The sequence below is a fragment of the Haloarchaeobius litoreus genome (assembly GCF_024495425.1).
In the GTDB taxonomy this organism is placed as follows: domain Archaea; phylum Halobacteriota; class Halobacteria; order Halobacteriales; family Natrialbaceae; genus Haloarchaeobius; species Haloarchaeobius litoreus.
Genome location: NZ_JANHJR010000001.1, coordinates 222,429 through 235,873 on the forward strand (window position 1 = coordinate 222,429; position 13,445 = coordinate 235,873).

The window sequence follows — 13,445 nt, forward strand, 5'->3', positions numbered from 1 at the left end:
GTCACTCGTCGTTCCGTCCTGCCTTCAGGGACTGCTATCCGCGGTGTCGCGCCGGCCGATGGCCGCGAGGATGGCCTCCGGGCCGACCCCGGTCAGCGCGGCGACCTCGTCGGCCGGTCGGTCGAACGTGTCGAACGCGAGCAACGCACCCTGGAGTCGGACGATGCGGCGGCACTCCGGGTCGGTCCGCTCGGCCGGGTCGAACCGTGGCTCGCCGCCGGTTGCGACCTCGACGTGGTAGCTCGCCAGCACCGCGTCGCGGTACGTGTCGTCGTCGACTGTCGCGTCGGTCTCGACGAGCGAGACCAGCCGGGCGAGCACGGCGAGGCCGGTCGAGAGCAGGTGTTCGGTGTCGGAGCCCGTCTCGTGGGCCGCCTTCGCGCCGACGGCGGCACGCTCCAGCCGTTCGAGCAGCACCGCGAGCGCGAGGTACGGGTCGGGGTCGTCGGGCTCGTACACGAGCTGGGCGAGCAGCTGGCCCTGCCAGCGGCCGGCGTTCCGGACGACCGTCTCGACGGCGGTCACGAACGGGTCGTCGACCGGGAGGTCGTCTCCGGCGTCTGACAGCCCGTCGGCGGCGAGCAGCGGCACGTCGAACCGGTCGGCGTACCGGCTCGCCGACGACCGGAACCGGTCCTCGGGCGGTCGGCTCAGCACGTCGTCGGCGAGGACGGTCGGTTCGGGTAGCCCGAGCGCCCCCGCGGCCTGCGAGCCGAGCGAGAGCAGCGGCGAGAGCCCGGCCGCGAGCACGTCCTCGGCAGGGGTGGCGTCCTGGGAGTCGAGCTGGGCGGCGACGGTGTTCTCGACGAGTTCCCCGTCCGTGCCTTCCGAGGAGCCGTCCGTTGCGTCCTCGGTGGGCTCGTCGTCCGGCTCCTCGCTCATGCGTCTTCGTCGGGCGCGAACTCGACCATCGTCAGGTCGCGGTCGAGGTGGCAGTACTCGTGGGGTGGGTCGCCGACGACCTCGGCGATGCGGTGCTCACCGTCGAGTGAGGCTCCGTCCGGCTCGCAGAGCTCGTGGCTCGGGCAGTCCGTGTGCGGGCACGGACCGGCGAGCTCGACCTTGCTGCCGGCGTAGGCCTGCCGCGAGGGGACGTTCGCCCGCACGCCGACGGCCTCGACCTCGACGGCGCGGACGCCCTCGTCGTGGACGGCACAGTCGAGCGTCTGTGCGTTCTGGCGCACGTCCGTCACCTGGTACTTCACGCCGTCGGTGAGGTTGAGGCACTGGCTGCGGTACGGACAGCCCTCGCAGGCACTCGACTCGCCCTCGTAGACGAACTCCACGCCGGAGTCGGCGAGTCTGGCCCCGATGAGCGTGACGGTTGACATGGTCCCGGGTACGGGAGGGCTCCGGTTAAGACTGTCCCGTCAGCTCCCGCAGCTTCTCGACGTACTCCTCGCGCGGGACCTGGTACACGTCGTCGGGGTCGATCTCACCGTCGGCGAACCGTCGGGCGAGCTCGATGGTGCCGTCGACGCCCGCCTCCCGGTCCTCGTATCGGTTCGTCTCCTGCAGCTGCACGTCGGGTTCGAGATTGAGGGTGACGTACCAGTCGCCGGAGACGGCGTCCTCGCGCGAGACGCCCGGCCGACGGTGGTTGCGTCGGCCACGCGTGAGGTACAGCGTCGGCAGACACGGCGCGGGGAACTCGGTGGAGTCGAACACGTCGGGCCGGTAGGCGAGGACGCAGTGCCCGTCCGGCTCCTCGTTCCAGACGACCCACCCGTCGGGCAGGTCGGCGAAGTCGCTCATGGCCACGGGTAGGCGGTGGCGGCGTTAATGACTCCCGGTCCGTGACGACGGGGGCATCGCCCGGCATCACCGTGGACACGAACCGCGCGAGCCCACGTGGCCCGAAACAGCCGTGAACAGGCGAGAGAGCCCCGCTACCCGCACGAGTATATAAATAGCTCTCGACAGCCGGTCGAGACGGGTCGCTGGAGTGACACGCTCAACGCAAGCGAACCGACTCATTTAAAATGGAGTTGCAGTTCTGGTAGATACATCTTGGGGGTGCAACAGCTCGGACGGCGGGGTGGCGTCGGGCCCGCACTCCCCCGTCGCCCCTCGCCCCGGTGGCATCCACGGTCGTCCGTCCGATGCACGAGAACCACACGAAGAAACGGACCTGGGAGCGCCCCCACGTGAGCAAGTGGCACGCACCGTCCCGGCGGGAAAGCCGTCGCTGCCTGGAACCGCCCCGGGACGGCGGGGCCCGACGTGCAGACGCGGTAGGTCCGCGCTACCTCGTACTGCGGGTGCGACCGTCGCAGGCGGGCCCGTGGCCGGCAGGAATGGGGTTCCACCGTGGGCGTCGGTCGGTGTGACCATCGGCCAGTATATAAATGACGCCGCTATCTCCGGTGAACAGCGGGTAGAGAGAGCACTGTCTCCCGCGAACAAACCGATTCCTTTAAAGTGAGTTTTGGTCCAGCTAAATATTTGTTGGGGTCAAACTTATGCGCGTCCGCATCTGAACTAGGGACACCACTCGGTATCCCCCCGCACTGCCGATGGTGGCGGCCCCACGGTCTCGAACACCGTCGAGTGGCCGTCACGCACCCGGTAGTGTCACGAGTTCACACATGTCACGAATCACGTCCGGACGGATGGGGCGCGGCCAGGGCGGGCGCGCAGACGACACGAATCGACCGGACGGTTCGACCGTGGCAGGGGTGACCGAGCCGTTCTGGACCGACGGCGACGTGCGAGCGCACCCGGCCGCCCGGTGTGCGAGTCGCCGGTCCCGACCAGCGTACCCATGATAGCATGACCGACACCAGAGAATCACTGGCGGAACTGAGCACCGACTACAAGGAGTCGATACCGGCGGACCTGCGCGAGACCAAGCCCTTCGAGTGGTACCTCGACGAGGTGTACGAGGACCCGCTGGTCGCCCGGAACGCGCACCAGCGCGTCGCCGACATGTTCGACTTCTACGGCACCGAGTACGACGAGCGCGAGGGCATCGTCAAGTACAAACTCGCCACCGAGGACCCGCTCAACGACGGGGAGAACACGTTCTACGGGAACGTCATCCACCAGTCCATCCACGAGTTCGTCAACAAGGTGAAATCCGGGGCGCGCGGACTGGGGCCGGAACGCCGTATCAAGCTGCTGCTCGGTCCGGTCGGGTCGGGGAAATCGCACTTCGACCGGATGGTCCGGCAGTACTTCGAGGACTACACCCTGCGCGACGACGGCCGGATGTACACGTTCCGGTGGACGAACCTCTGTGACGTCATCCGCGACCAGGACCCCGCCGACGACGTGGTCCGGTCGCCGATGAACCAGGACCCCCTGGTCCTCCTGCCGAAGCGCCAGCGCCAGGCCGTCCTCGACGACCTCAACGAGGTCCACGACGCGCCGTACACCATCCGGAACGAGCAGAGCCTCGACCCCGAGTCGGAGTTCTACATGGACCGGCTGCTGGAGGAGTACGACGACGACCTCGAGACCGTCCTCCAGAACCACGTCGAGGTCATCCGGCTGACCGCCGACGAGAACAAGCGCCAGTGCCTGGAGACGTTCGAGCCGAAGGACAAGAAGAACCAGGACGAGACCGAGCTGACCGGCGACGTCAACTACTCCAAGATCGCCATCTACGGCGAGAGCGACCCGCGGTCGTTCGACTACTCCGGCGCGTTCTGCAACGCCAACCGCGGCATCTTCTCCGGCGAGGAGCTGCTGAAGCTCCAGCGCGAGTTCCTCTACGACTTCCTCCACGCCACCCAGGAGATGACCATCAAGCCGAAGAACAACCCCAGAATCGACATCGACCAGGTCATCGTCGGGCGGACGAACATGCCCGAGTACAAGGACAAGAAGGGCGACGAGAAGATGGAGGCGTTCAACGACCGGACTAAGCGCATCGACTTCCCGTACGTCCTGGGCTACGAGGAGGAGGCCGACATCTACCGGAAGATGCTGAACAACGCCGACGTGCCCGACATCAACGTCGAGCCCCACACGCTGGAGATGGCGGGGCTGTTCGCGGTGCTCACCCGCATCGAGGAGCCCGACACCGGGACCGTCGAGATGATACAGAAGGCCAAGGCCTACAACGGGGAGATAGACGACGGCGACGACATCGACGTCAAGAAGCTCCGCGACGAGGCCGAAGCCAAGGCCGAGATCGGTGAGGGCATGGAGGGCGTCTCGCCGCGGTTCATCGGCGACGAGATCGCCGAGGCAATCATGGACTCCAAGCACCGAACGCGCGGGTTCCTCTCGCCGCTGACGGTGTTCAACTTCTTCGAGGACAACCTCGAACACCACGGCTCCATCCCCGAGGAGAACTTCGAGACATACTACCGCTACCTCGAACTCGTCCGCGAGGAGTACAAGGCACGCGCCATCGAGGACGTCCGCCACGCACTCGCGTACGACGTCGACGAGATCCAGCGGCAGGGCGAGAAGTACATGGACCACGTCATGGCCTACATCGACGACGACACCATCGAGGACGACATCACCGGCCGCGACCAGGAGCCCGACGAGAAGTTCATGCGCTCCATCGAGGAGAACCTCGACATCCCCGAGGACCGCAAGGAGGACTTCCGCCAGGAGGTCTCGAACTGGGTGTCCCGGCGGGCACGCGAGGGTGACACGTTCAACCCGCAGGACAACGAGCGCCTGCGCCGTGCCCTCGAGCGCAAGCTCTGGGAGGACAAGAAGCACAACATCAACTTCAGCGCCCTCGTGAGCGCCAACGAGACCGACGACGACGAGCGCAACTCGTGGGTCGACGCGCTCATCGAACAGGGCTACTCGCGCGACGGCGCGACGGAGGTGCTCGAGTTCGCCGGCGCCGAGGTCGCCAAAGCAGAGATGGAAGACTGATGAGCACCGGAGACGACTACGTCACGGCGAGTGACCGCGCGCTGGAGGACACGTACGAGGCCCCGATGAGCCTCGCGGAGTACGTCGACCGCGCGTTCGAACAGCCCTCCATCGCCGCCCACGCCTCGAAGTACCTGCTGCAGGCCATCGAGGCCGCCGGGACCCGCACTGTCGTCGAGGAGGGCGAGGAGAAGGAGCGCTACCGGTTCTTCGACGACCCGTACAACGACGGCGAACACGCGGTGCTCGGCAACACGGACGTACTGAACTCGTTCGTGGACGACCTGCGCTCCATCGCGGCCGGGCGCGGCAAGCACGAGAAGATACTCTGGTTCGACGGGCCGACTGCAACGGGCAAGTCCGAGCTCAAACGCTGTCTCGTCAACGGCCTGCGCGAGTACTCGAAGACGCCCGCGGGCCGCAGGTACACCGTCGAGTGGAACGTGGCCGCGGCGGAGGGCAGCAGCCGCGGGCTGAGCTACGGCGACGACCTCGGCGGCGACGACGAGAGCGACTGGTACGAGTCCCCGGTGCAGGCGCACCCGCTGTCGGTGTTCCCCGAGTCCGTCCGCGCGGACCTGCTCGCGGAGATGAACGAGCGCGTCGACTCCGACGTCCCCGTCCGCGTCGAGGAGCGACTCGACCCGTTCAGCCGCGAGGCGTACGACTACCTGGAGGAGCGCTACCGCCGCGACGGCCGCGACGACCTGTTCTCGGCCATCGCGGACAGCCGCCACCTCCGGGTGAAGAACTACGTCGTCGACGTGGGCCAGGGTATCGGCGTCCTCCACAGCGAGGACGACGGCTCGCCGAAGGAGCGCCTCGTCGGCTCGTGGATGCGGGGGATGCTCCAGAAGCTCGACTCCCGTGGCCGGAAGAACCCGCAGGCCTTCTCCTACGACGGCGTGCTCTCGCAGGGCAACGGCCTCCTCACCGTGGTCGAGGACGCCGCCCAGCACGCAGACCTCCTCCAGAAGCTGCTGAACGTCCCCGACGAGGGCACCGTCAAGCTCGACAAGGGCATCGGGATGGACGTCGACACGCAGCTCGTCATCATCTCGAATCCGGACCTGGAGGCGACGCTGAACCAGCACTCCGACAGGCAGGGGATGGACCCGCTGAAGGCGCTCAAGCGCCGGCTCGACAAGCACGAGTTCACCTACCTGACGAACCTCTCGCTGGAGACGGAGCTCATCCGGCGGGAGCTGACCGGCGAGACGTCGGTCTGGACCGCCGAGTCGTACGACGACCTCGCCGCGAAGATACGGCAGCCGGTGACGCTGTCGGTCAAGCGCTCGGCGGACCGGCTCACCGACCGGGAGTTCGCCCCGCACGCCATCGAGGCGGCGGCGCTGTACAGCGTCGTCACCCGGCTCGACGACGAGGACCTGCCGACGGGGCTCGACCTCGTCGACAAGGCGATTTTGTTCGACCGTGGCTACCTGCAGGAGGGCGACACCCGACGCGACGCCGAGGAGTTCGAGTTCGCGGCCGACCCGAAAGACGGGAGCCACGGCATCCCCGTCACGTACACCCGGGACGTGCTCGCGGACCTGCTCCACGAGGACACCGACCGCCACCACGCCGACCTGCCCGTCGAGAACGTGCTCATGCCGCGTGACGTGCTGAACGCGATGGTCGAGCGCCTCGTCGAAGCGCCGGTGTTCTCGACCGGCGAGCGCACCGAGTTCGAGTCCCGCGTCGCCCAGGTGAAGAACCACGTGTTCGACGCCCAGGAGCAGGACGTGGTCGATGCGATGCTCCACGACAGCACCGTCGACGAGGCGACCGTCGCGGAGTACGTCGAGCACGTCTACGCGTGGGAGACGGACGAACCCATCGTCAACGACCGCGGCGAGCGCGAGGAGCCCGACCCGCTGAAGATGAAGGTGTTCGAGGTCGAGCACCTCGGCCGCTTCGACGAGGACGAGTACGAGGGCGACCAGCCGAGCGAGGCCGTCGCCGCGTTCCGTCGCGAGAAGATCATCACGGCGCTGAACCGCCACGCCTGGGAGCACCGCGACGAGGACTTCGCCATCGAGGACGTCGACCTCGCCGCCATCCCGGTCGTGCAGGCGGTGCTGGAGTCGAACGACTGGGACGACGTGCGTCGCACCTACGAGGACCTCGACCCGAGCCAGTGGGACGACCCGCCGAGTGGCACGGAGACCGCCGACCTCAAGGCCAAGACCATCGCGGCGATGGTCGACCTGCAGGGGTACTCCGAGGCGTCGGCCGAACTGACCAGCAGACACGTCATGGGACAGGTGGCATACAGATGGGACTGAAAGAGGACCTCGACCGGTTCCGGGAGGTCGGCGAACAGCGACGCGAGGACCTGAAGGAGTTCATCCAGTACGGCGAACTCGGCCGCAGCGGCGCGGACCAGGTGAAGATACCGATCAAGATCGTCGACCTCCCGAGCTTCGAGTACGACCGCCGCGACCAGGGCGGCGTCGGTCAGGGTGACGCCGACGTCGGCGACCCGGTCGGCCAGCCCCAGCCACAGCCCGGCGAGGGCGACGAGGGCGACCCCGGCGAGGAGGGCGGCGAGCACGAGTACTACGAGATGGACCCCGAGGAGTTCGCCGAGGAGCTCGACGAGGAGCTCGGGCTCGACCTCGAACCGAAGGGCAAGCGCGTCGTCGAGGAGAAGGAGGGCCCGTTCACGGACATCACCCGGAGCGGTCCGGACTCGACGCTCGACTTCGAGCGGATGTTCAAGGAGGGGCTCAAGCGCAAGCTCGCGATGGACTTCGACGAGGAGTTCCTGCGCGAGGTGCTGAAGATCGACGGCTGGGGCCCGCGCAAGGCGTTCGAGTGGGCCCGCGGCGAGAGCCTCCCCGTCTCGATGGCGTGGCTGGACGACGCCTACGACGAGATTCCGCGCGAGGAGCGCACGAAGTGGGCCTCCCTCGAGGAGGTCGAGGAGAACGTCGACCGCCAGACCGTCACCGAGAAGATCCGCCGGGAGGGGATCAAGCACGTCCCGTTCCGCCGCGAGGACGAGCGCTACCGCCACCCCGAGATCATCGAGGAGAAGGAGAAGAACGTCGTCGTCGTCAACATCCGCGACGTCTCCGGCTCGATGCGCGAGAAGAAACGGGAGCTGGTCGAGCGCGTGTTCACGCCGCTCGACTGGTACCTCACCGGGAAGTACGACAACGCGGAGTTCATCTACATCGCCCACGACGCCGACGCGTGGGAGGTCGAGCGCGAGGAGTTCTTCGGCATCCGCTCCGGCGGCGGGACGAAGATATCCTCGGCGTACGAGCTCGCCGCGGAGCTGCTGGAGGCGTACCCGTTCAGCGATTGGAACCGCTACGTGTTCGCGGCCGGCGACTCCGAGAACTCCAGCAACGACACCGGGGAGCGGGTCATCCCGCTGATGGAGTCCATCCCGGCGAACCTCCACGCCTACGTGGAGACCCAGCCGACCGGGACGGCAATCAACGCGACCCACGCCGAGGAGTTGGAGTCGCACTTCGGCGGCAGCGACGACGTGGCCGTCGCGTACGTCACCGGGCCGGAGGACGTCACCGACGCGATCTACACCATCCTCTCCACGGAGGGTGATTCCGATGAGTAATCCAGACAGGATCGAGAAACAGCGCATCGCCGACGACCTGCGGGAGCACGTCGCGGAGGCCCGCAACCTCGCCGAGAAGTTCGGTCTCTCGCCGTACGAGGTGAACTACTGGGTCGTCGACTACGACGAGATGAACGAACTCATCGCATACGGCGGCTTCCAGCACCGGTACCCGCACTGGCGCTGGGGGATGCAGTACGACCGCCAGCAGAAGCAGGGCCAGTACAGCGGCGGGAAGGCGTTCGAGATCGTCAACAACGACGACCCCGCCCACGCGTTCCTGCAGGAGTCGAACACGCTGGCTGACCAGAAGGCGGTCATCACCCACGTCGAGGCGCACTCGGACTTCTTCGCGAACAACGACTGGTTCCAGCTGTTCGCCGAGGGGACGCCCAACGCGGCGGCGATGCTCGAACGGCACGCCCGCGCCATCTCGGAGTACATGCAGGACCCCGAGATCGAGCGCGCCGAGGTCGAGAAGTGGATCGACAACGTGCTCACCCTCGAGGACAACATCGACCAGCATCGTCCGTACCAGGCCGTCAGCTCGGTCGTCGACGACCCCGAGGAGCTGGACCCGGAGGACCTCGCCGACAGGCTGGGTGACCTCGAACTCTCCGAGGAGGTCCGCCGCGAGGTGTTCGACGACGAGTGGCTGGACGCGCTCGACGGCGACGAACCGCCGGCGACGTTCCCCGAGGAGCCACAGAAGGACGTCATCGCGTTCCTGCGCACCCACGGCAAGCAGTACGACCCCGAGGCCGAGAAGGCGGCCGACATGGAGCCGTGGCAGCGCGACGTGCTCGATATGATGCGGGAGGAGGCGTACTACTTCGCCCCGCAGAAGATGACGAAGATCATGAACGAGGGCTGGGCGAGCATCTGGGAGTCCCGGATGATGACCGACGAGGGGTTCGCCGGCGACGACGAGTTCCTGAACTACGCGGACCACATGTCGGCGGTGCTCGGCTCGCCCGGGCTCAACCCCTACAGCCTCGGCAAGGAGCTCTGGCAGTACGTCGAGAACACCACCAACCGTCGCGAGGTGCTCGACAAGATACTCCGCGTGAAGGGCATCACGTGGCGGAACCTCAAGGACAACGTCGACTTCGCGCAGGTGCGTGAGCTCCTCCAGCCACCCGCCGCGCTCGACAGCATCGACGCCGACTCGCTGGCGGCGGTCGCCGAACTGCCCGACGAGTACCTCGACCGCGAGGCGCTGGAGCGGGCCATCGACGGGGAGGTCGATGTCGAACGGTACCCGTGGAAGGTGCTCTCCTACGAGGGGATGTGCCGGCGACACTACTCGCTCGTCCGGCGGCCCCACCGTGGATTCCTCGAACGCGTGAGCCAGTCCGACCTGGAGCGCATCGGGCGCTACCTGTTCGACGACCAGGTGTACGACAGCGTCGAGGAGGCCATCGCCGACGTGGACTACGCGGCCGGCTGGGACCGGATGCGCGAGGTCCGCCGGAGCCACAACGACGTGACGTTCGTCGACGAGTTCCTCAGCCAGGAGTTCATCGACGAGAACGGCTACTTCACCTACGAGTACTCCGAGGCGACCGGCCAGTACCGCGTCGCCAGCCAGGACGCCGCCGACGTGAAGAAGAAGCTGCTGCTCCAGTTCACGAACTTCGGGAAGCCGACCATCGCGGTGTACGACGGTAACTACAACAACCGCAACGAACTGCTGCTCGGCCACGAGTACAACGGCGTCATGCTGGACGTCCGGCAGGCGAAGCAGACGCTCGAACGCGTCTTCGAGCTCTGGGGCCGTCCCGTGAACCTCCTGACCGTCGTGAAGGAGGTCTCGGACCACGACCGCGAGGTCGCCCGTCGCCGGAACCGCGAGCCCGAACCCAAAGAACAGGGGCGGCTCCTCCGCTACGACGGTGAGGGGTTCGACGAGCAGGACGTGCCGTGGGAGGACGTCGAGCACCTCGCGGCGGACGACGTGGACTACGACACGAAGCCCGAGGACTGGCTCGCCTGAGCCCGCCCCGCGACCGGTCCCTATTCTCGCTGGAGCGCGAGCACCCGCCCGCCGATACCGATACCCAGTCCCACCAGCGCCGCGAGCGCGCCGAAGCCGGGCTGGCCGCCGTCGCTCGTCCGTCGCGGGCCGGGCACCAGCGTCGGGTCCTCGATGCGCGTCTCGTTCGTCAGCCGCACCTCGAGCTCGCCCGTGACGGTACGTGCGCCGCCCGCGATACGGACGTCCCACCGGGTGACGCCCTCGGTCAGCGGACTGGTGTCGAACGCGACCCTGACGGTCTCCTGCGAGCGCGGGCCGACCGTCACCTCCCGCGTGACGTTCGTCCCTTCCAGACCGACGACGACGGTCGCGGTGCCCTCGCGCTCGCCACTGTTGACGACGCTCACCGCGAAGGTGGCCTCGCGGCCCTCGATGACGGTCTCGGGTGCCCGGACGTCGACGACCTCGAGGACGGGCCGGTCGGGCTGGGCACCCGCGGGGAGCACGCGGAACTCGGTCGAGGAGCTCACCTGCCCGCCGCCGGCGTAGGGGTTCGACCGCGCGACGACGAACCGTGCGACGTAGTCGGTGTCGGGCTCGAACACCGTCGCGTTCGGCGGGACGCCGACGACGAACTCGTCGTGCTGCGGGAAGTGGAGGAACGTGGCGTTCGAGAGGTCGACCATCGGGCCGTCGCTGCCCCGGGTGATGTGGAAGGTGACGCCGTCGGTGCCGTTGCCGGTCAGGTCCTCGATGCCGTCCACGTATCCGTGGATGCTCTGGCGCTCGACGAGCACGAACAGCCACTCGTCCTGCTCGATGGTCCCGCTGATACCCGACCGCGCGAACGCAGTGGAGGCGTCGGCCAGTGGCGGCCCCTCCAGCACCGTGATGGAGGAGCGCCGGAGCGGGTCCGATTCGAGCACGACGACGTCCTCGGCGACCACGCTGTCGTCGTGACGCACCGAGACGGTGTAGTGGCCCTCGTCGAGCCGTCCGTCGCGCTGTGGCGTCGTCCGCCGTGCGTCGAGCACCCGGTCGGGCTCGTCGGCCGCGACGGTCCGGTTCGCGACGGCCTCCGCCGGCACGCTCCCCGCGTGGTAGGTGTTCCAGTTGAGGACGGCGACGCCGTCGCGGTTCTCGTCGACCACCCGCACGACGAGTCGGTAGCCCAGGCTCTCGTTCTCGATAACGACCGTCGCCTCCGTCTCGTTGCCCGCGAACCCGACCGGAATCCGCACCACGTCCCCGGGCTGTTCGTCGGTCCCGTTCGGCACGGACCAGCCCTCGTCCTGTGAGGGCCGGGCCACGTCCTGTGAGGGCTGGCCCAGGTCCTGTGATGGCCAGCTCACGTCCTGCGGGGCGCTCCACCCGCTGCTCGTCGCTGCGTCGACCGCAGCGCCCTCGGCTCCCGTCGCCGTGCCCTCGGCTCCCGTCGCCGTGCCCTCGGCTCCCGTCGCCGTGCCCTCGGCTCCCGCCACCGTGCCCGCCGCACCCGCCGTCGCCACCACCGCGACGACGAGCAGGCAGACGCAGGTTACTGTGCGCCCCCGTGCCATCTGTCGTGTTACCACTCACCTACTCCTTCCCCGCCAAGAAGGTTCTCGTTGTCGGCCACCGAACCGGCACCCATGCACAGGGAGCAGTTCACGGTCGAGACCGAGGAGCGCCTGACCACCGTCGACGTGACCGACCGCGTCCGCGCTGCAATCCCGGACGACGCGACCGGGCTCTGTACCGTCGCGACCGGGCACACGACGGCGGGAATCGTCGTGCAGGAGGGCGAACCACGGCTCCGCGAGGATATCGAGGCGTTCCTCGCCGACCTGGTGCCCGACGACGGCTGGCGGCACGACGAGATCGACGACAACGCCGACTCGCACCTGCGGGCGACCGTCGCGGGGCGGGACATCTCCACCCCCGTCGAGGACGGCAAGCCTGAACTCGGCTCGTGGGGGTCCGTGCTGTTCGTCGAGTGCGACGGTCCGCGGCGGCGGACCGTCGAGGTGTGCGTGCTCGAGGGGTAGGCGTCAGCGCCCGAGCACGTCGCTGCGGTCGCTGACCACGCCGTCGACGCCACAGAGGCCGAGCAGGCGGACGATGCTCGGTGAGTGGACCGTCCAGACGTTCACCTCGATGCCGGCGTCGTGGGCGCGCGGGACGAGCTTCGAGAGCAGCGGGAGGAAGTAGTGGGGGTGGACGTAGTCGCAGCCGAGTTCGACCGCCGTGGCGACCGGTCGGTTCCGGAGGCTGTCGGTGAGGAAGGCGGTCGGAACCGAGGGCGCGGCGTCGCGGGCCTCGGCGAGGGCCGCCTGTTCGAACGAGGAGAGCATCGCGTCGCCGTCGTGGCTCGCCAGCGTCTCGGCGACCTCGCTGGTCACGCCGACCTCCTTGCACTCGACGTTGAGTGCGAGGGAGTCCGGCACCGCGTCGAGGACCTCGTCGAGCGTCGGGACGCCCTCGCCGGAGCCGAGGACGTCGAGGGCGGCGAGTTCGTCCCGGGTGAGGTCGGCGACCCGCCCCGTTCCGTCGGTGACTCGGTCGACCGTCCCGTCGTGGTGGACGACCACCTCGCCGCTGGCACACCGTCGCACGTCGAGCTCCATCACGTCGGCGTCGGAGCTGGCGGCGTGTTCGAGCGCGGCCAGCGTGTTCTCGGGTGCCTCGTCGGCGAACCCGCGGTGGGCGATGAGTCGCACACGCGCCCTGTCGCTCCGAGCGCAATTACGCGTTTCGTCGCCCGGTCCGGACCGTCCTACGAATCACCAAAACCAATCACCATTAACACAAGACACTTACCACTGGCCTCGGTGCCTTCGGTCGTATGAGAGGTAGACGGAATTATCTCAAGCGTCTCGGTGGAATCACCCTTGGAACAGCCGCGCTCGGTGCGGCAGCATCGAACGCTGCCGCAACGGCGAGCACGTATTAGGACGACTCGACGGAGGGCACGTGGCACTCCGGCTGGCAGTCCTACGACGCCTACAACGAGCTCGACAACAGGTCGGCGACGTTCGAGGAGAACCTGACGTA

Annotated in this window: 10 protein-coding genes; 5 read left to right on the top strand and 5 right to left on the bottom strand. The window is 67.8% G+C overall.

Features of this window, described 5'->3' with window-relative positions:
* Positions 1 to 24: 24 nt before the first annotated feature.
* Genes NOW55_RS01250 through NOW55_RS01260 form a run of 3 tightly spaced genes read right to left on the bottom strand, consistent with a single transcriptional unit; the run spans position 25 to position 1,755 of the window.
* Positions 25 to 882 carry a hypothetical protein gene (locus NOW55_RS01250; protein ID WP_256398231.1) on the bottom strand — a complete coding sequence of 286 codons (858 nt, stop codon included), beginning with the start codon at positions 880 to 882 and terminating at the stop codon, positions 25 to 27.
* The gene (locus NOW55_RS01255; protein ID WP_256398232.1) at positions 879 to 1,331 is read right to left on the bottom strand and encodes a UPF0179 family protein; all 453 of its coding nucleotides are present in this window, start codon (positions 1,329 to 1,331) and stop codon (positions 879 to 881) included. Before NOW55_RS01255 ends, NOW55_RS01250 begins: the two co-directional genes overlap by 4 nt.
* Positions 1,332 to 1,356: 25 nt before the next feature.
* On the bottom strand, positions 1,357 to 1,755 hold the full coding sequence (locus tag NOW55_RS01260) for a DUF5820 family protein (protein ID WP_256398233.1): 399 nt from the start codon (positions 1,753 to 1,755) through the stop codon (positions 1,357 to 1,359).
* Between the two features lie 1,017 nt (positions 1,756 to 2,772).
* Here NOW55_RS01260 and NOW55_RS01265 point away from each other — a divergent pair.
* From NOW55_RS01265 to NOW55_RS01280, 4 genes are read left to right on the top strand one after another with little or no spacing between them, the layout of a single operon-like run.
* Positions 2,773 to 4,845: a PrkA family serine protein kinase gene (locus NOW55_RS01265; protein ID WP_256398234.1), complete on the top strand. Its 2,073-nt coding sequence runs from the start codon at positions 2,773 to 2,775 to the stop codon at positions 4,843 to 4,845.
* The gene (locus NOW55_RS01270; protein ID WP_256398235.1) at positions 4,845 to 7,133 is read left to right on the top strand and encodes a PrkA family serine protein kinase; all 2,289 of its coding nucleotides are present in this window, start codon (positions 4,845 to 4,847) and stop codon (positions 7,131 to 7,133) included. Before NOW55_RS01265 ends, NOW55_RS01270 begins: the two co-directional genes overlap by 1 nt.
* On the top strand, positions 7,124 to 8,434 hold the full coding sequence (locus NOW55_RS01275) for a YeaH/YhbH family protein (protein ID WP_256398236.1): 1,311 nt from the start codon (positions 7,124 to 7,126) through the stop codon (positions 8,432 to 8,434). The genes NOW55_RS01270 and NOW55_RS01275 overlap by 10 nt, the downstream gene beginning before the upstream one ends.
* Positions 8,427 to 10,430, top strand: coding sequence for a SpoVR family protein (locus NOW55_RS01280; protein ID WP_256398237.1), 2,004 nt, complete (start codon positions 8,427 to 8,429; stop codon positions 10,428 to 10,430). Before NOW55_RS01275 ends, NOW55_RS01280 begins: the two co-directional genes overlap by 8 nt.
* 20 nt (positions 10,431 to 10,450) lie before the next feature.
* On the opposite strand, the gene NOW55_RS01285 is transcribed toward NOW55_RS01280, so the two are convergent.
* On the bottom strand, positions 10,451 to 11,971 hold the full coding sequence (locus NOW55_RS01285) for a DUF7827 domain-containing protein (RefSeq protein ID WP_256398238.1): 1,521 nt from the start codon (positions 11,969 to 11,971) through the stop codon (positions 10,451 to 10,453).
* A 72-nt stretch (positions 11,972 to 12,043) separates the two neighbouring features.
* Here NOW55_RS01285 and NOW55_RS01290 point away from each other — a divergent pair, with 72 nt between their 5' ends.
* Positions 12,044 to 12,439, top strand: coding sequence for a secondary thiamine-phosphate synthase enzyme YjbQ (locus NOW55_RS01290; RefSeq protein ID WP_256398239.1), 396 nt, complete (start codon positions 12,044 to 12,046; stop codon positions 12,437 to 12,439).
* A gap of 3 nt (positions 12,440 to 12,442) precedes the next feature.
* Here the strand turns inward: NOW55_RS01290 and NOW55_RS01295 are convergent, their stop codons facing one another.
* On the bottom strand, positions 12,443 to 13,111 hold the full coding sequence (locus NOW55_RS01295) for a glycerophosphodiester phosphodiesterase (protein WP_256398240.1): 669 nt from the start codon (positions 13,109 to 13,111) through the stop codon (positions 12,443 to 12,445).
* Between the last annotated feature and the right edge of the window lie 334 nt (positions 13,112 to 13,445).